9 protein-coding genes and 2 riboswitches are annotated in these 18090 nt (G+C 60.3%); of the genes, 5 read left to right on the top strand and 4 right to left on the bottom strand.

Annotated elements, in window-relative coordinates:
* Positions 1–2 precede the first annotated feature (2 nt).
* Entirely contained in the window at positions 3–1073 is a 1071-nt protein-coding gene (gene cobW / locus AB7M25_RS13800; protein WP_102702111.1) for a cobalamin biosynthesis protein CobW, read from the bottom strand.
* 102 nt (positions 1074–1175) lie between these two features.
* Positions 1176–1388: riboswitch (cobalamin riboswitch) on the bottom strand.
* 210 nt (positions 1389–1598) lie between these two features.
* Positions 1599–1824, top strand: a riboswitch (cobalamin riboswitch).
* Between the two features lie 122 nt (positions 1825–1946).
* Between cobW and AB7M25_RS13795 the strand changes: the two genes are divergently transcribed.
* From AB7M25_RS13795 to cobM, 4 genes are all read left to right on the top strand, one after another.
* Positions 1947–2138 (top strand): CbtB domain-containing protein, encoded by a 192-nt coding sequence (locus AB7M25_RS13795; protein ID WP_454237467.1) that lies wholly within the window; start codon positions 1947–1949, stop codon positions 2136–2138.
* A gap of 11 nt (positions 2139–2149) precedes the next feature.
* Complete coding sequence (locus AB7M25_RS13790; RefSeq protein WP_429389005.1) at positions 2150–2857, top strand: CbtA family protein; 708 nt, start codon at positions 2150–2152, stop codon at positions 2855–2857.
* On the top strand, positions 2854–3267 hold the full coding sequence (locus AB7M25_RS13785; RefSeq protein ID WP_429389006.1) for a cobalamin biosynthesis protein: 414 nt from the start codon (positions 2854–2856) through the stop codon (positions 3265–3267). Before AB7M25_RS13790 ends, AB7M25_RS13785 begins: the two co-directional genes overlap by 4 nt.
* Before the next feature lie 84 nt (positions 3268–3351).
* Positions 3352–4098, top strand: a complete 747-nt coding sequence (gene cobM, locus AB7M25_RS13780) for a precorrin-4 C(11)-methyltransferase (RefSeq protein ID WP_454237466.1) — start codon at positions 3352–3354, stop codon at positions 4096–4098.
* Between the two features lie 167 nt (positions 4099–4265).
* On the opposite strand, the gene nfuA is transcribed toward cobM, so the two are convergent.
* A complete protein-coding gene (nfuA, locus tag AB7M25_RS13775; protein ID WP_007912592.1) occupies positions 4266–4850 on the bottom strand; it encodes a Fe-S biogenesis protein NfuA in 585 nt (194 codons plus the stop codon).
* Between the two features lie 194 nt (positions 4851–5044).
* Entirely contained in the window at positions 5045–7342 is a 2298-nt protein-coding gene (locus AB7M25_RS13770; protein WP_454237465.1) for a fatty acid cis/trans isomerase, read from the bottom strand.
* A 156-nt stretch (positions 7343–7498) separates the two neighbouring features.
* On the opposite strand from AB7M25_RS13770, the gene metH reads away from it, so the two are divergent.
* Positions 7499–11209, top strand: a complete 3711-nt coding sequence (metH, locus tag AB7M25_RS13765; RefSeq protein WP_429389012.1) for a methionine synthase — start codon at positions 7499–7501, stop codon at positions 11207–11209.
* 334 nt (positions 11210–11543) lie between these two features.
* Here the strand turns inward: metH and AB7M25_RS13760 are convergent, their stop codons facing one another.
* Positions 11544–18023 carry an NEL-type E3 ubiquitin ligase domain-containing protein gene (locus tag AB7M25_RS13760; RefSeq protein WP_454237464.1) on the bottom strand — a complete coding sequence of 2160 codons (6480 nt, stop codon included), beginning with the start codon at positions 18021–18023 and terminating at the stop codon, positions 11544–11546.
* Positions 18024–18090 lie beyond the last annotated feature (67 nt).

Genomic DNA, 18090 nt, shown 5'->3' with positions numbered 1-18090 from the left:
GGTTACACGCTGAGCGCAGCGCGCAATTGCGCTTCGAGCACGGCGGCGTCCAGTTCCTGGCCGATCAGCACCAGACGGGTGATGCGCGCCTCTTCGGCGCCCCATTGGCGGTCGAAGTGCTTGTCGAAACGCGTGCCCACGCCCTGGATCAGCAGGCGCATCGGTTTGTTCGGAACGGCGGCGAAACCCTTCACCCGCAGGATGCCGTGCTGGACCACCAGTTGGGTCAGCGCGTCCATCAGCAGGCTTTCGTCAGCTTGCGGCAGTTCGATGGAGATCGAATCGAAGGCGTCGTGATCGTGGTCGTCATGATCGTCGTCGCCATCGTGATGATGGTCGTGGTGGCTGTGACGGCTGTCGATGTGTTCTTCGGAGCCGGCACCCAGGCCGATCAGCACGTCCAGCGGCAGGCGACCGCTGCTGGCTTCAATGATTTTCACCGCTGGCGGCAATTCTTCTGCGACTTCCAGGCGCACACGGGCCAGGTCGGCCGGGTTGATCAGGTCGGATTTGTTGAGAATCACCAGGTCGGCGCTGGCCAACTGGTCGGCAAACAGCTCGTGCAATGGCGATTCGTGGTCCAGGTTCGGGTCGAGTTTGCGCTGGGCATCGACCTGGTCCGGGAAGGCGGCAAAGGTGCCGGCGGCCACGGCCGGGCTGTCGACCACGGTGATCACCGCGTCAACGGTGCAGGCACTGCGGATTTCCGGCCACTGGAAAGCCTGGACCAACGGTTTTGGCAGGGCCAGGCCCGACGTTTCGATGAGGATGTGGTCGAGATCGCCACGACGAGCCACCAGTTCGCGCATCACCGGGAAAAATTCTTCCTGGACGGTGCAGCACAGGCAGCCGTTGGCCAGTTCATAGACGCGGCCGTTGGCTTCTTCTTCGGTGCAACCGATGGAGCACTGCTTGAGGATTTCGCCGTCGATGCCCAGCTCGCCAAACTCGTTGACGATTACCGCGATGCGGCGACCCTGGGCGTTGTCGAGCATATGCCGCAGCAGCGTGGTTTTACCCGAGCCGAGGAAACCGGTGACGATGGTGACGGGAAGTTTGGCCAGTGTTTTCATCGGATGCCCTATGGCTAGGTGGCGGGCATACGGGACGACGACCGGCAACGCAGATGCGCGTGCCTGAAGAGTTCGCCACCGGATCACCCCGCCCGGTTGAATTTGAGAATCTGTGTCGAGGCAGGTCTCCTGGCTGACGGTGTGCCGGCCTTGGGCCTGGCATTCGCTGCGCCTTCCCGCCGGCCTCATGGATTGAGCCTGCAGTGGCGTGGCAACGAACATCACCGTTCACAGTTGCGGGGGCAGCCGCGGCATTGACCGCGTTCCCTTCTTAGCTTCGACAAACGCCGAAGAACCTCGAAAGCGCAAGGCTACGCATGGTATTGGGGCGGGTCAATGTTCACGTGATTTCTGCGGTGTGCCCTTCGCGAGCAAGTCGGATCGCCGCACCGCCGCTCCCACATTTGATCGGGTTCTTTCAGAGGAAAAGGGTCAAGTGTGGGAGCGGGCTTGCTCGCGAAGAAAGCGACTCGGTTTCCAGTTGAGAACCCTTGCCAATTGACGCCCAACCCTCGCCCATGCTCTCCTACGCACCTTGTTACGGGTGCCCTTCACAGGGTGAAACGGGAAACCGGTGAATCATGTGCTTTACTCTAAAGCCATGTCAGTCCGGTGCTGCCCCCGCAACGGTAAGCGAGCGAAGCATCAAATCCACTGTGCCACTACGGCATGGGAAGGTGATGTTTTCAGGTTCAGGCCCAAGCCTTTGCCCCTCGTGAGCCCGGAGACCGGCCCGCAACATAAAGTGACCATAACGATCACTGAAACAACAAACCCGCGGTGGGCGGGCGCTGTTTGAAACCCTGCGCGCCTGGTCGTGCAGGTTTTTGCATGCGCTCTTGATTCCCCGCTGACAGACCAGAGGGAAACGCCATGTCGATCATCAGCAGCACCGGCCACACTACAGCCAGCACCACTTCTACCCTGACTCAACGTCTGACCGCCGCCGTCTGCGCGTCGATCCTGGGCGCAAGCCTTGTGTATTTCGCCGGTTTCTCGTACATCGAAGCGGTGCACAATGCCGCCCACGATACCCGTCACAGCTCCGCGTTCCCGTGCCATTGAGACCTGCTGACATGATCAAGCGTATTGCGCAAACCGCAGGTTTCACCGGGCTGCTGGCCGCCCTGTTGCTGACCCTGCTGCAAAGTTTCTGGGTCGCCCCCCTGATTCTGCAGGCCGAAACCTACGAAAAAGCCGAGCCGGCTGCCGTTGAAATGCATGAACACGCCGATGGCGCGATGGCTGCCCACACCCACGACGCCGAAGCCTGGGAGCCGGAAGACGGCTGGCAGCGCGTGCTGTCGACCACCGGCGGCAACCTGGTGGTGGCCGTCGGTTTTGCCCTGATGCTGGCTGGCCTGTACACCTTGCGTGCGCCGACCAAAACCTCCCAGGGCCTGCTCTGGGGCCTGGCCGGCTATGCGACCTTCGTGCTCGCGCCGACCCTCGGCCTGCCACCTGAACTGCCAGGCACTGCCGCCGCCGATCTGGCACAACGGCAACTGTGGTGGATCGGTACCGCCGCCTCCACCGCCGTCGGTATCGCGCTGATCGTGTTCAGCCGTCACTGGCTGATGAAAGTTCTCGGTGCGGCAATCCTTGCCGTTCCCCATGTGATTGGCGCACCGCAACCGCAAGTGCATTCGATGCTCGCTCCGGAGGCACTGGAAACCCAATTCAAAATCGCTTCGCAACTGACCAACGTGGCGTTCTGGCTGGCCCTGGGCCTGATCAGCGCCTGGTTGTTCCGTCGCAAAAGCGATGGCCAATACCACGTATGACAGACGTCAGCACAGCGCCGACCCTGGTGGTCGGCCTGGGCTGCCAAAAGGGCTGCCCCGTCAGTACCTTGCTGGCGCTGCTCGACCAGGCACTGGCGGCGCACCAGATTGCCCGCCATGAAATCAAGGCCCTGGCCAGCATCGATTCGAAGCGCGACGAACCCGCACTGATCGAACTGGCTCAGCAGCTTGGCCTGGAATTGATGTATTTCAGCAGTGAACAACTGGCCCCCTATGAGCCGCAACTCAGCCATCAATCGCAAATAGCGTTTGAACGCACCGGTTGCTACGGCGTGGCGGAAAGCGCCGCACTGGCCCTGGCCGAACAACTGGCCCAGGCCCCGGCAAAACTGCTGATCCCTCGACAAAAATATGCCCAGGCAACCCTGGCATTGGCCGGCGCGGCATAAAATCCCCGATAATCCCCGCCTCGATCATGAACATTCTTCATCTGAAGCCCTGTTCAGCCCCTTTTCTCCCCACAGGAACCGACGATGACCGTCTACTTCATTGGCGCAGGTCCCGGCGACCCCGAACTGATTACCGTCAAGGGCCAGCGGCTGATTCGCAGTTGCCCGGTGATCATTTATGCCGGCTCGCTGGTGCCAGCCGCCGTACTGGAAGGACATCGTGCCGAGCAGGTATTCAACAGCGCCGAACTGCACCTGGAACAGATCATCGACCTGTTCAAGGCCGCCCACGCCAAGGGCCAGGACGTGGCCCGGGTACACTCCGGCGACCCGAGCCTGTATGGCGCCATTGGCGAACAGATTCGCTATCTGCGTGAGTTGGGCATTGCGTTCGAAATCGTCCCGGGCGTGACGGCCACCGCCGCTTGTGCAGCGCTGCTGGGTGCAGAACTGACGTTGCCGGACGTTTCACAGAGCGTGATCCTGACTCGCTACGCCGACAAGACCGCCATGCCACCCGGAGAGGAATTCGCCAGCCTGGCCCAGCACGGCGCGACCATGGCGATTCATTTGGGGGTCAATCACCTGCCGAAGATCGTTGAGGAACTGCTGCCGCATTACGGCGCCGATTGCCCGATTGCGGTGGTTCACCGTGCGAGCTGGCCGGACCAGGACTGGGTGACAGGAACGCTTGAGGACATTGCCGGGAAGGTTGAGGCGAAGGGGTTTCGGCGCACGGCGTTGATTCTGGTGGGTCGGGTGCTGGGCAGTGACCACTTCAGTGAGTCATCGCTGTATCGCGCGGGGCATGCGCATCTTTACAGGCCATAGGGCCTCATCGCTGGCAAGCCAGCTCCCACAAGATTTTGTGTTGACCGCAATGCTGTGACCGACTCAAAACCTGGGGGAGCGGGCTTGCCCGCGAAGGGGCCATTGAATTCCACCCACAAAAAAACGGCGCTCACGGGACGCCGTTTTTTTATGCCGCAGCGAACACCTTAGTAGTAGGCGTTTTCTTTCTGCGTGTGGTCGGTCACGTCGCGAACGCCCTTGAGCTCGGGAATACGCTCGAGCAGGGTGCGCTCGATGCCTTCCTTGAGCGTCACGTCGGCCTGGCCGCAGCCCTGGCAACCGCCGCCGAACTGCAGGACGGCGATGCCGTCTTCGACCACGTCGATCAGGCTGACCTGACCGCCGTGGCTGGCCAGCCCCGGGTTGATCTCGGTTTGCAGGTAGTAGTTGATGCGCTCGTTGACCGGGCTGTCGGCGTTGACCATCGGTACTTTGGCGTTTGGCGCCTTGATGGTCAGCTGGCCGCCCATGCGGTCGGTGGCGTAGTCGACAACGGCATCGTCCAGGAAGGCTTCGCTGAAATGGTCGATGTAGGCGGTGAAGCTTTTCAGCCCCAGCGCGGTGTCTTCGGGTTTTTCTTCGCCCGGCTTGCAGTAGGCAATGCAGGTTTCGGCGTACTGGGTGCCAGGCTGGGTGATGAAGACGCGGATGCCGATGCCCGGGGTGTTCTGCTTGGAGAGCAGATCAGCCAGATAATCGTGGGCGGCGTCGGTAATGGTAATAGCGGTCATGGAAACTCCTCGCAGGCTTGGGCGCAGTTTACGCCAATCGGCGCGCCGGACAAAGTCCCAGTATTTTTGTCGGGAAAGATTTATCGATGCCCTGTAGGAGCTGGCTTGCCAGCGAGGCGCCGGATCGGTCGACATTTGTGTTGAATGTCTCGGCCTCATCGCTGGCAAGCCAGCTCCTACAGGGTGGTGGTGTTTCAGAGGTTCTCGTAGCGATTCATGTCCAGCACGCCCTCTTCCACCGGATCGGTCTCCTGGATGTAGCGGCTCAGGTCATGGAAATACTGCCAGAATTGCGGATGACTGCGCCGTATTCCCCAACGTTCAACGATTTTCTCAAAGCTGTCACTATCCTTGGCGCTCTCCATCGCATCCACAAACGCCGGCACTTGCCCGGCCGGAACGTTGAACATGAAGTTCGGGTAGCTGCTGAGCACACCCGGGAAAATCGTCAGGGTATCGAGCCCCGGCTGATAGCGCAGCGATTCGCCGAGCAGGAACGCCACGTTGCTGTGGGCCCGATTGCGCAGCAGGCTGTAGACCTCACGCTTGCCGCTGCCGGTTTCGATACGCAGCATGGTCGCTTCCGGTAGTTGATCAATCACTTTCAACCCCGCCGCCGGACGCGAAGTCAGGCGGCTCAACACTTGCTCGGCATTTTGCAGGTCCGGATCAATGTTCGGCCGCGAACAGTAGGCGCCATCGCAGCGGTTGATCGGGTCGGGCCTGGCATTGAGGTCGCCATAACGGGCGAGCAATTGCTGGGCGAAATCGCGCTTGGGATCCCGCGGATCAAGCTTCAGCGCCGTCGGCGTGTCATCGTCGATGGACTCGTAGTCCAGCCACATCTTGAATTTGCCACTGTTCTGATACCAGTCGTCGAGGTAGGCCTCCCGCGAATCGGCGGGCATCAGGCGCAGGAAATTCTGCTCGGCGCCGTTACGGATCAGGTCGAAATACAGGCGCGTCTGGGCCTGATGGGACACATTGCCGAACACATCGAAATTGACTGCCAGTTGATAGTAGGTGCGCTCCAGCAGCGGATAGTCGAACAGCCACATCGTCTGCGGCACTTCGCCGATCAGGCCTTTGGTCACCGAGGCGCTGTCGAAATGGCGAAAGATGCTCAGCAGCGCGTTGTCGTTGCCGGCCCACAGGGTCGACCAGCTCGGTGCGGGCTCGTCGGCGTAACTGTCGCGGCGCAGAGCCTCGTACTCGTTGCGTTTGTCGCGGTAGTCATGCCACAGGCTCAGGACGCTGCCGACATCATCATTCTGCCCCGGCATCGCCAGCAAGGGCGTGGCTTGCCCACGATAGTTCGGGTCGGTGATGTAGAGGTCATGTTCAGGGGCCTGGAACAACGCCCAGAAGTTATCGCGAATCACGTCCGTGGCGATCTGCCCACGACACACTGGCCCACGGATAAAGGTGCGCACGAAGTACTCGGCGTTATCGAGCATGAACTGATAGCGCGCCTGGGCCGGGATCGCTTCGAAGGTGGCAAAGGGGTTGGCCCGGCTCTGCGGTCCGTAGCCCGGCAATGCATTGGCCTCCCAGTTGCCGCTGTAGAACAGGGATTTGACTCGCGCCAGCTTCGTCGCGCTCAGCGGATAGGAGATGTGGGTCTTGTGCACGATCACGCCCTGCACCGGCCACAAGCGGTAGTAAAACTGCGTGCCCGGATCATCGTTGGGGCGCCGGGTATTGATCAGGTCAATCGGCTGGCCGGTCGGCGTGCGCGAACGCACCCACTGGAAGAAATGCCCGGGCTCACCCTCCTTGAAGTAAAGATGGGCGAGGAACCAGTGCTCATACAGCCAGCGCCCCACCAGGCTTTGCCGGGCGCCCGGCGAATTGAGCAGGTTTTCCCACTGGATCACTTGCTGCGCTTCCTTCGCACTCGGGGCCAGGGCCTGTTGATCGATAGGTGCGCCTGCGGCCAGCCAGCGTTGCAGCGTCTGGTACTGCGGGTCGGTCAGGCCGGTCACCGCCAGCGGCATGCCTTCCTTGGGGTGCGAAGCGGCGTAGCCATCGAACTGCGCGGGCATGGCACACATGTTCTCCCGGTTCAGGCCCAGGACGATGTCTTGCGGCAGCCTGGCATTGGGTTGCAAGGGGGTGTTGTGGCCCAGTTCCAGCATCCGCGCCATCAATGCAGCCTGGCTGCCCTGGGCATCGAGCACCGAAAAGAAGCCCTTTTGCTGCCAGGCGGCTTTTCCGGACGCGTCCAGAAACAGCCGCGTCGGCGCCACCGCCTTAGTACGGTCACCGTCGTAAACCGGGACTTTCGTCGCGCCGCGTGCCGCGCCCTCGCCGCTGCCCAGGTTGAGCTGACAGGCGGCGTCGTTGCAGGCATGGCAGGCCACGCACTTTTCAGTGAAGATCGGTTGAATGTCTCGACTGTAGGAAATGGCAGAGGAGTTCGCCGGACTTTGCGCCGCAGCGCCCCAGCTTAAAAGCATCAACACACTGCTGATGACGAAGCGATAAGACATGTCCCTGGTCCTGGATCCTGAAAAAACGCCGCGATTCTACCGGTCTGTCATCTTTGCCAACATGAACGATATTCATGCAAATCCGAGTCATGCTCTAAAAGCGCACAGGTTTGCTATCATCCCGGCCCTTCGTCATGGTCTTACCGAGTAGTCCAAATGTCCGATCGCAGCGTTCGCCTTCAAGCTCTCAAGCACGCCCTCAAAGAGCGCATCCTGATTCTCGATGGCGGTATGGGCACGATGATCCAGAGCTACAAGCTCGAAGAGCAGGATTACCGTGGCAAACGCTTCGCTGACTGGCCGAGCGATGTCAAAGGCAACAACGACCTGTTGGTACTGACTCGCCCGGACGTGATTGGCGGCATCGAGAAAGCCTACCTCGACGCTGGCGCCGACATTCTGGAAACCAACACCTTCAACGCTACCCAGATCTCCCTGGCCGACTACGGCATGCAGGGCCTAGCGTATGAATTAAACGTAGAAGGCGCTCGCCTGGCACGCAAGGTCGCCGACGCCAAGACCCTGGAAACCCCGGACAAGCCGCGCTTCGTCGCCGGCGTGCTCGGTCCTACCAGTCGCACCTGCTCGTTGTCCCCGGACGTAAACAACCCCGGCTACCGCAACGTGACCTTCGATGAGCTGGTGGAAAACTACACCGAATCCACCAAAGGCCTGATCGAGGGCGGCGCCGACCTGATCCTGATCGAAACCATCTTCGACACCCTCAACGCCAAGGCCGCGATCTTCGCCGTACAGGGCGTGTTCGAAGAACTGGGCGTCGAATTGCCGATCATGATTTCCGGCACCATCACCGACGCCTCGGGCCGCACCCTGTCGGGCCAGACCACCGAAGCCTTCTGGAACTCCGTGGCCCACGCCAAGCCGATTTCCGTTGGTCTGAACTGCGCCCTCGGCGCCAGCGAGTTGCGCCCGTACCTCGAAGAGCTGTCGAACAAGGCAGGCACCCACGTGTCGGCGCACCCGAACGCCGGCTTGCCGAACGAATTCGGCGAGTACGACGAACTGCCGTCGCAAACCGCCAAGGTCATCGAAGAGTTCGCCCAAAGCGGCTTCCTCAACATTGTCGGCGGTTGCTGCGGCACCACGCCGGGCCACATCGAAGCCATCGCCAAGGCCGTGGCCGGCTATGCGCCGCGCCAGATCCCGGACATTCCCAAGGCTTGCCGCCTCTCGGGCCTGGAACCCTTCACCATCGATCGCAGTTCGCTGTTCGTCAACGTCGGCGAGCGCACCAACATCACCGGTTCCGCCAAGTTCGCCCGGCTGATCCGCGAGGACAACTACACCGAAGCCCTGGAAGTCGCCCTGCAGCAGGTCGAGGCCGGCGCCCAGGTGATCGACATCAACATGGACGAAGGGATGCTCGATTCGAAGAAGGCCATGGTGACCTTCCTCAATCTGATTGCCGGCGAACCGGACATCTCCCGCGTACCGATCATGATCGACTCCTCGAAGTGGGAAGTGATCGAAGCCGGTCTCAAATGCATCCAGGGCAAGGGCATCGTCAACTCGATCAGCATGAAAGAAGGCGTCGAACAGTTCATTCACCACGCCAAACTGTGCAAGCGCTACGGCGCCGCGGTGGTGGTGATGGCCTTCGACGAGGCCGGCCAGGCCGACACCGAAGCGCGCAAGAAGGAAATCTGCAAACGCTCCTACGACATCCTGGTCAACGAAGTGGACTTCCCGCCGGAAGACATCATCTTCGACCCGAACATCTTCGCCGTGGCCACCGGCATCGAAGAGCACAACAATTACGCCGTCGACTTCATCAACGCCTGTGCCTACATCCGTGACGAGCTGCCGTACGCGCTGACTTCCGGTGGCGTGTCCAACGTGTCGTTCTCCTTCCGCGGCAACAACCCGGTGCGTGAGGCGATCCACTCGGTGTTCCTGCTGTACGCCATTCGCGCCGGGCTGACCATGGGTATCGTCAACGCCGGGCAACTGGAGATCTACGACCAGATCCCGGTGGAACTGCGCGACGCCGTAGAAGACGTGATCCTCAACCGCACCCCGGAAGGCACCGACGCCCTCCTCGCCATTGCCGACAAGTACAAGGGCGACGGCAGCGTGAAGGAAGCCGAAACCGAAGAGTGGCGCAACTGGGACGTCAACAAGCGCCTGGAACACGCGCTGGTCAAAGGCATTACCACCCACATCGTCGAAGACACCGAAGAATCGCGGCTGTCCTTCAGTCGCCCGATCGAAGTGATCGAAGGCCCGCTGATGGCCGGCATGAACATCGTCGGCGACCTGTTCGGCGCCGGCAAAATGTTCCTGCCCCAGGTGGTGAAATCCGCTCGCGTGATGAAGCAGGCCGTGGCGCACCTGATCCCGTTCATCGAACTGGAAAAAGGCGACAAGCCTGAAGCCAAGGGCAAGATCCTCATGGCGACAGTGAAAGGCGACGTGCACGACATCGGCAAGAACATCGTCGGCGTGGTACTGGGCTGCAACGGCTATGACATCGTCGACCTCGGCGTGATGGTCCCGGCGGAGAAAATCCTCCAGGTGGCCAGGGAGCAGAAGTGCGACATCATCGGCCTGTCCGGCCTGATCACCCCGTCGCTGGATGAGATGGTCCATGTCGCCCGCGAAATGCAGCGCCAGGACTTCCACCTGCCGTTGATGATCGGTGGCGCCACCACCTCCAAGGCACACACCGCGGTGAAGATCGAGCCGAAGTACAGCAACGACGCGGTGATCTACGTCACCGACGCCTCCCGCGCGGTCGGCGTGGCGACCCAGTTGTTGTCCAAGGAGCTCAAGGCCGGTTTCGTCGAGAAAACCCGCCAGGACTACATCGAGGTTCGCGAGCGCACCGCCAACCGCAGCGCCCGCACCGAACGCCTGAGCTATGGCGCGGCCATCGCCAAGAAACCCCAGTTCGACTGGGCGAGTTACACGCCGGTCAAACCGACCTTCACCGGGACACGGGTGCTGGACAACATCGATCTCAACGTTCTGGCCGAGTACATCGACTGGACGCCGTTCTTCATATCCTGGGACCTGGCCGGCAAGTTCCCGCGCATTCTCCAGGACGAAGTGGTCGGTGAAGCGGCCACCTCGCTGTACAACGACGCAAGGGAAATGCTGCGCAAATTGATCGACGAAAAGCTGATCAGCGCCCGTGCGGTGTTCGGTTTCTGGCCGGCCAACCAGGTGCATGACGACGACATCGAACTCTATGGCGATGACGGCAAGCCAATGGCCAAGCTGCATCACCTGCGCCAGCAGATCATCAAGACCGACGGCAAGCCGAACTTCTCCCTGGCCGACTTCGTCGCGCCCAAGGACAGTGAAGTGACCGACTACGTGGGTGGTTTCATCACCACCGCCGGCATCGGCGCCGAAGAAGTGGCCAAGGCCTACCAGGACGCTGGCGACGACTACAACTCGATCATGGTCAAGGCCCTGGCCGACCGCTTGGCCGAGGCATGCGCCGAGTGGCTGCACCAGCAGGTGCGTAAAGACTATTGGGGCTACGCCAAGGATGAAGTGCTGGATAACGAAGCGCTGATCAAGGAGCAATACACCGGCATCCGTCCGGCACCGGGTTATCCGGCCTGCCCGGATCACACCGAAAAAGCCCAGTTGTTCGCCTTGCTCGATCCAGAGGCCGAGGAAATGAGCGCAGGCCGCAGCGGCGTGTTCCTCACCGAACACTACGCCATGTTCCCGGCAGCAGCGGTCAGCGGCTGGTACTTCGCTCACCCGCAGGCGCAGTACTTCGCCGTGGGCAAGGTCGACAAGGACCAGGTGCAGAGCTACACCTCGCGCAAAGGCCAGGAGTTGAGCGTGACCGAACGCTGGCTGGCGCCGAACCTCGGTTACGACAACTGATCCAGGATTGGGTTTGCTGCGATGGCGCTCCCCACGACGCCTTCGCGGGCAAGCCCGCTCCCACAGTTTTTTTGTCGTCCAAAAAAATTCTGATCCACATCAGATCCTGTGGGAGCGGGCTTGCCCGCGATGGGGCCTGCACATTCAACATCATCAGCGACTGACATTCCGCCTTCGCGGGCAAGCCCGCTCCCACAGGTTCTGCGTCGTGCTCAACAATCTGCGTTCAACTCGGTCATTGTGGGAGCGGGCTTGCCCGCGATGAGAGCATTACAGTCAACATCGCAGACGATTGACACAACTCCTTCGCGAGCAGGCCCGGGTCCAGAGTGGGTCATCTGCTCGGATTAATGTCACCAACCTCCTTGCGCGACAGTTCGACCATCTTGCTGTTACGTGCCGCCGCCAGGTCAAAAAGCCTGTTCAGCAATGCCGCTTCGTCGGTGTCATCAGCCTCCTCCGACATTTCCGCTTCATCGAGCCTGCGGAATTCTTCAGGGTATTTTTCCTTGAGGTATTGCACCCAGTAATCACGCTGGATCAAGTCTTCAAAGAAGCTGTCGGACTGTTCCGCGCTGATCACCTCGATCCGGGCTCCGGCCAGTTGCCCAGGCGTTACGCCCGAGGCGTAGGTCATGTGTTTGGGCTGCCCCGGCAGCTCCAGGCCATCGCTCCAGCCATCCGTCAGGCCGATTCGATAGCCCAGGCGAACTTCCGCTTCATCGCGACCACTGCGCGCAGCAGCTTTCGTCGCCAGATCGTCAACCTTGTCCAGGCGGAAAAGCTGTCGGGACAATTTCAACAACGCTTCGCCCTTAAGAGCCAGGCGCCCGGCGGGTATGTCGAGCAAGGCATTGTGGGTGAAGACTTTGCTCTCCAGCCCGCTGAAGGTAAGGATTCGACCGTCGACGCAGGTGCCATGGGTGTTAGAGCTGGCGAACAGGACCTCCCTGAGTTCGCTATTGCTGGCAGCGGCGTCCATGACCGTCCACACACGACGCGTGAGGTCCGCATTCGCCACCCTGAACTCCTGCGTATCCTGTAATCGCGAGAGCAAATGAAAAAACGCAGCGTTATCCGGCTCGGCCGCAAGCTGACTCCAGACTCGCCTCTTGCCGGCCAGCTCCTGCGGGGTAGCGTTGGCCAGCCAGGGCGCACTCTGCTCGAAATCGGGCTGCTCCTCGGGCAGCGACTCATCGGATTCGAAGCTTTCGCTTTCACTGACCCCTTCACCCTCGCCACTGGCATCGGCAATCATTTCGTCAAGATCAGTGCGTGACAGCCCCATCACCGTCTGATGCGCACCGGCCTCACGGTAATCCCTGATCTGCTCAAGACTTTCCAGCCCCAGGTTGTAGTTTTCACTGAGGTCCGTGCCGGAAATCAGCGCCTCATGGTTGCCATCAAAGACCTCGGCAGGGATTGAGGTGATGTCGTTTGTGCTCAGGTTCAACGTGTGGAGGTGGCTGGCGTCCAGCACACCTTGCGGCCATTCAGTCAGGTTGTTATTGCGCAGATCGAGTTTCTCCAGTCGCTCGAACACCCCAACATCGAAGCTGTCCAGTGCGTTGTGTCCCAGATCCAGCCATTCGAGGCGCTCCAGTCGGTTCAACGAGGCATAAAGATGCTCGGGGTCGCTGAATCGGTTCGCCGAAAGCTCCAGTTGTGCCAGGTCGCCCATATTCTGGATTTGCTCAGGTAACGCTTGCAGCTGGTTGCCGTTGAGCTTCAAGGCTTTGACCTGGCTGAACGCCCTGAGGAAATCATTGGAGCCTTGGGCTGACAGCCTCACCCCAGTCAGATTCAACGTATCCACGTGGGCAAACACTGCAGGCAATTCGGGCAGGTCACCCAGTTGCAGACCATTGAGATTCAACGTCTCTCCCACAGAACCTCGCGCGCCGGTCAGGCCGTCACGCCAGCACCCGAGGATACGCAAGGCTGCCGAACGGCGACTTTCGGCCGAGATTTTCCAGCCGGCCCCGCCAGACTCCCGCGTATACAGCCAGCCATTCAAGCGGCGCGTCAGGTCTTCGAACGTCTGGTCCCATTGGGCAAATCGCTCAATGAGTTGCGCATCGGTCGCTCCGTTCGTGCGCATCTGCTCAATCGCTTGCAGCGCTTCATCATCGGCGAGCGCCGGGTTCAATCGCTGTAGGCGCTCGGCAAAATGCACAATGCCATCGCCCACTGGGACTTCCGGCAGGGGCAGCAAATGCCGGGCGATGGAAAAGCTGCTTTCAGTCCACGGGAAGGTGACCGGTACGTCCTCCAGATCAAATCGTTCGAGCGTGCCCGCCGGCAGGACTTTGGCGACTTCGATGCGCTGACGGGCCGCTTTCAGCGCTTCCATGGCTTGCGCGGTCAACGGGATACCGGTCAGCTGGCTCTTGAGCAGCATGTCATCAGCAAGCCCTGGAGGCAGCGAGGATATCTTGCTGCCACGCAGATCCAGCCAGGCCATTTGCGACAGCTCCTGCGTTCCCGTCGGCCATGCGTGCAGTTCCGTGCCTCGCAGGTTCAAGGCCTTGAGCCGCGTCATGCCGCTGACATCCAGTGAATTCAGCGGGTTGTCGCTCAAGTCCAGGGCTTCAACCGCACGCAGGCCATTGAGCGCTTGCTGCACCTCGGGGCCGACAACGATCCGGTTGCCGGAAAGGTCCAGACGGCTCAGGTTCGCCAGGTCGCCCGGTGCAATCGGCACGTCGGTCAACGCATTCGCGCTCAGGTCGAGGGTGTGCAGCTCGGTAAACCCTCGAATAAAACCGCGGAACTGCTCAGCGGGTGCTTGCAGACCTTTCAAATACAGGGCTTTCACATGATCGAACGCACCGGCAGGCAGCTGCGGAAACTCCTTGAACTGCACTTTTGGCAACTCAAGCACCGAAGGATCGGCAGGCGAGCCGTAGCGCTTGAATACACCGTGACGCCAGTTAGTCCTGATAAAAGTCGCCGACCACGACCGCCCCGTCACTTCCTTGATATCCATGTTCTGCTGCATCGTTCGGCTGACCCATTCGTTCAGTTGCGAGTCCAGCTTGCGGTACTGCTCGCTAAGCGCGTCGACAGCTGCGAATCGCGCATCGGCCCCTTGCCATTGCTCGATAAAATTGTTGTACAAGCCAACGGATTCCAGCATGCCGTCGGCCAGACGTTTGAGCTCGCCTTTGCAGTAATCCCTGACCATTTCCTCGCGATCGATGAGATGTTCCGGGTGATTCTTCACGTACTCATACGCAGGCTTGAAGTTTTCCCGGACGAAGTTCGACCAGTCCAGCGACAATCCCGACCACAACTTTTCATGGCCTTCGAACACACCGTCAGGCAAGGTTCTGATCCCGGTGCTCCTGAGGTCCAGGCGTTCAAGCTTGGGTAGCTCCAGAACCCCTGTGGGCCATTCATACAGCGAAGGTGCAAGCACTTTCAGTTCGCGCAAGTTGCGCATACGGCTGACATCCAGTTGCAGCGGTGCGTACCCCGAGGAATAGACACTGAGTTCTTCCAGCGACGTCAACGCACTCAGCCTCGATGGCATATCAACCGCGTAGGGAACCGCTGAAGACAGGCTCAGGCCAGTGAGGTCCGGCATCGCGCTCAACGCTTTGGGCACATTGGTCAGCTGATCACTGGTTGAATTGATCTGCAGACGTTTCAGTTTGGGAAACGCGCTCAGCAGTCCATCGATGTTGGCGTCCGTGACGCAACGCCCCCAAAGAAGCAGCCCATCCACGTGTGAAAAGTCCGCCGCCAGTGCAGGCAGCGGGTCATCACACACCACTTCCAGTGAACGCAAAAGCGGCTGATCTTCGGCCAGCGGTGCGTTGCGCCAGGCTTGCTTGATGTTGCGGGCGGCGGTGGCCTTGCCGCCCAGCATCGATTGCAAAACGGGCTCCGATACCGGCCCGCCGCTCCATTGATCGAGTGTGGATTCAAGCTGCTGCCACTCACGCAGGCGCCTCTGCAAATGGCTGAAAATCTGCGCGTCGGTTTTCCCTTCGCGCAACTGCTTGAGGATGAACCCGTTGGCTTGCTGATCGGTGAGCTGCGGATAGACATCCCGTACGCGCGTCACCAACGACGGATTGATGCCCTGCCCTCGCCCGCTGGCGTAGTAACCGACTGTGCGTTCTGTCACTCGCACCGGTGGCTTGAATGCCTTGCTGTTGCCTTTGCGCTGCTCGAGCATTGACGCCAGTTGGGCTCGATGTTCGTTTGCAGCATCGACCATTATTTTCTGTAGTGCATCGCTTTGACTGACGTGTGGAACACCCAATGCCTGGCGCGCCTGATCAGGTAAGGCGTGCATGATTGAAGCGATAAAGTTGTCGCCGCTCGGGGGGATACCGTTGAGCGCCTCGCCGCGTTCATCAAATGCCTGGTAGGCCGGCCCCTTTTTCACCACATATTTGCGGTTCGCAGCGGTCTCACTGCCGATGCTGTCGATCAATGGACCATTGATGTGGCCATCGCGAACCTCCAGTCGCACGTCATCAGACCAGCCTGACAGTTTTTCCAGCGTGTGCAGTGCCAGCCATTTACTGTCAGCGGATGCCGCGCTCGGTAGATGCAAGCCGGCAAAGGCTTGGCTCACCCGCCGTTGCTGTGCATACCAACGAGCCTCTTCAAGCATTCTCAACGGAATTCGACGGGTTGTTTTCAGACGTGTGAGTTCTTCAGGATTGGCATCAAGCAGGACCCTCTGCGCGGTGGATTGGTCAAGACCCGGGCAAGCGCGCTGCAGCCTGCCGATCAATGAGTCGCGACTGGCCAGTTCGTTTGCCTGCACAGCGCCAGGATCAACCCCGAACAACCGCAGGGCGGCGGCCAGGTCGGGGGGTGGCGACAAATGATCCCTGTGCATCTTGCGCAAGGCGTTGTCGCTGATGCCGCTGAAGTCGGCGATCTTCAGCAGTTGATCGTCGGTAAGCGTTTCGGTCACATGGCCCATGCGCCGCAAAAGCGTCAAGCGATCCCACGTCAGCGGGCGCTCCAGCGTATGGCGCCAGGCGCCGTGCCCGTTGTGTTCGAGGATCGGTTCATACGCCGTCCTGTCGGTTGGGTGCCGGATTCGCCATTTTTGCAGCGACTCATCAAAACGGGTTTGATAGACCTTGCCCGCCTGACGGATGAACGTCCTGCGATTGAGCCGATAGTGTCCCGAAGCATCCGGGCCGGAATGGCTGCCCAGCACGACTTTACGCTCATAGCCGCTCAGGTCGGGTTTCCATAAGCGGGTCTGGCCATTGGGCAGCGTGACGGGCTCCAGGCATTCGACCACGGGCTCGGGTTTCACCGCGGTCAGTTTGCCGAGCCCTTTGCCCACGCCGGCCATGACGCCGATCAGCGCCAGGTTTTCCGCCACGTCGACCAGATGCGCCTTGGCGGCCTCGCGATCCCCCTCGCTCCACTCGATTGCGCCCTCGAACGACTCGTACAGCAACTGGCCGGCCATCACTGTGATCATGATTTCGCCGAGCACCGGCACGAACATCGACACCATGTTCAACCCAAGCATGCCGATTTCCAGCAGATGATTGAGCTTCTGCGCCCGCACCTTCGCATCGACGTCAGCGGTAGGAACCGCATGGCTGCGTGCGTCGGCAATGACCTTGGCGCGGTTCTGCTCGAACAGATAGGTCCACAGATCCGTGTTGTCAGACCATAGCCCGCCCTCTTCGCGAACGATGCCGAATGGGTCGAGGTAAGGGTCTTCGACCGGCTCGCGCCTGGCCTGGGGCTCGGGTGGCAGTTCCTTGATGCGGGCGATGGTGGATGTCGGCGGAATCAGCTGCGCGACTTTCACCCAGATGGAGCGCAACGGATCGGATGGCGAATCCGCGGCTTTGCGGGTGAATTGACCGAAGTAATAAGGACGGTCGGCATAGGCCACGAACTGGCTGAAAAAACGCTGGTGAGCCGTGGGTCCGGCCACGTCGGACGTTGATGAATCGCGGGCCATGAACTGGCGCTTGAACTCCTCGCGCCACTGCGCGGTGGTATAGCGCTTGAGTGGATGCTCCGGGTCGTGGGGAACATAAACGATGAAATCGCTGGTATAGCGGTATTTCTCACTGATGCTGAACACCACGCAGCCGATCATCCGACGCTTCATCAAGCTCAAGTCACGGAACCAGACCTGCCGGTCACCGAGCCGGGGATGGATTTCACCGCCGACCACCGACAGGATCATCGTGTAATCATCGGGCTCGATGTCTTTTTTCATCAGCGCCAGTTCGGCAGCCGCCTTCAGTGCGGCTTTCTGACTGGCGGTGAATTGCTGGCGCAGGGTCGCTTCTTTCTGCGCGTCCTCTGGTTGGAAAAACCCCTGAACGTAGGTTTGATACTGCGCACCGAGATCGAGAGCGCGACAAAGCGACAAGAACGCCCTGACCGTCATATTCACGGTGATGCCCTCGAACGTACCGGGGGTGGACGTTTCCAGGACAAATCCGGATTCGCGGTGAAAAGCACCGTCCTCACACTCGGACGCTTCGAAGTTATGCAGCGCGGCTTGCAGCAGGGAGAGTTTCATGACCTCGAACGTCGTTAGCTCTATTTCAAAAACGCCGACGTCCAGGGGGCGCCTCAGACACAGCAGGGTTTTGCTGACATCGACGTCCACGCCAAACCGATCCTTGAGCGCCTTGCTCAGTATTGGTGCGGCAAAGGTATCGATGTCCTGCAATGTCGACATCGTTTTGTCGAGCTGGGTCTGGGCGGTAAAACTGTCCTTGAAGCTTTCCCTCAATGCACGTTGCTGTCTGTAAGACGCATACCAATACCAGTCTGGCGGGCGCGCGCTGGTCTCTTTCATCGCCGCTCGCCTTTCGGGCGTGGCATCAACCAGCCAATCGGGGCTTGTCTTTTGTAGCAGGTCCGCG

This window comes from Pseudomonas sp. AP3_22 TE3818 (assembly GCF_053628995.1).
This window is presented reverse-complemented; position numbering and strand designations above follow the sequence as displayed.

Bases quoted from the DNA above. Each gene is read 5' to 3' on its own strand.
- cobW (WP_102702111.1), bottom strand. From the start codon at position 1,073: ATGAAAACACTGGCCAAACTTCCCGTCACCATCGTCACCGGTTTCCTC.
- AB7M25_RS13795 (WP_454237467.1), top strand. From the start codon at position 1,947: ATGTCGATCATCAGCAGCACCGGCCACACTACAGCCAGCACCACTTCT.
- AB7M25_RS13790 (WP_429389005.1), top strand. From the start codon at position 2,150: ATGATCAAGCGTATTGCGCAAACCGCAGGTTTCACCGGGCTGCTGGCC.
- AB7M25_RS13785 (WP_429389006.1), top strand. From the start codon at position 2,854: ATGACAGACGTCAGCACAGCGCCGACCCTGGTGGTCGGCCTGGGCTGC.
- cobM (WP_454237466.1), top strand. From the start codon at position 3,352: ATGACCGTCTACTTCATTGGCGCAGGTCCCGGCGACCCCGAACTGATT.
- nfuA (WP_007912592.1), bottom strand. From the start codon at position 4,850: ATGACCGCTATTACCATTACCGACGCCGCCCACGATTATCTGGCTGAT.
- AB7M25_RS13770 (WP_454237465.1), bottom strand. From the start codon at position 7,342: ATGTCTTATCGCTTCGTCATCAGCAGTGTGTTGATGCTTTTAAGCTGG.
- metH (WP_429389012.1), top strand. From the start codon at position 7,499: ATGTCCGATCGCAGCGTTCGCCTTCAAGCTCTCAAGCACGCCCTCAAA.
- AB7M25_RS13760 (WP_454237464.1), bottom strand. From the start codon at position 18,023: ATGAAAGAGACCAGCGCGCGCCCGCCAGACTGGTATTGGTATGCGTCT.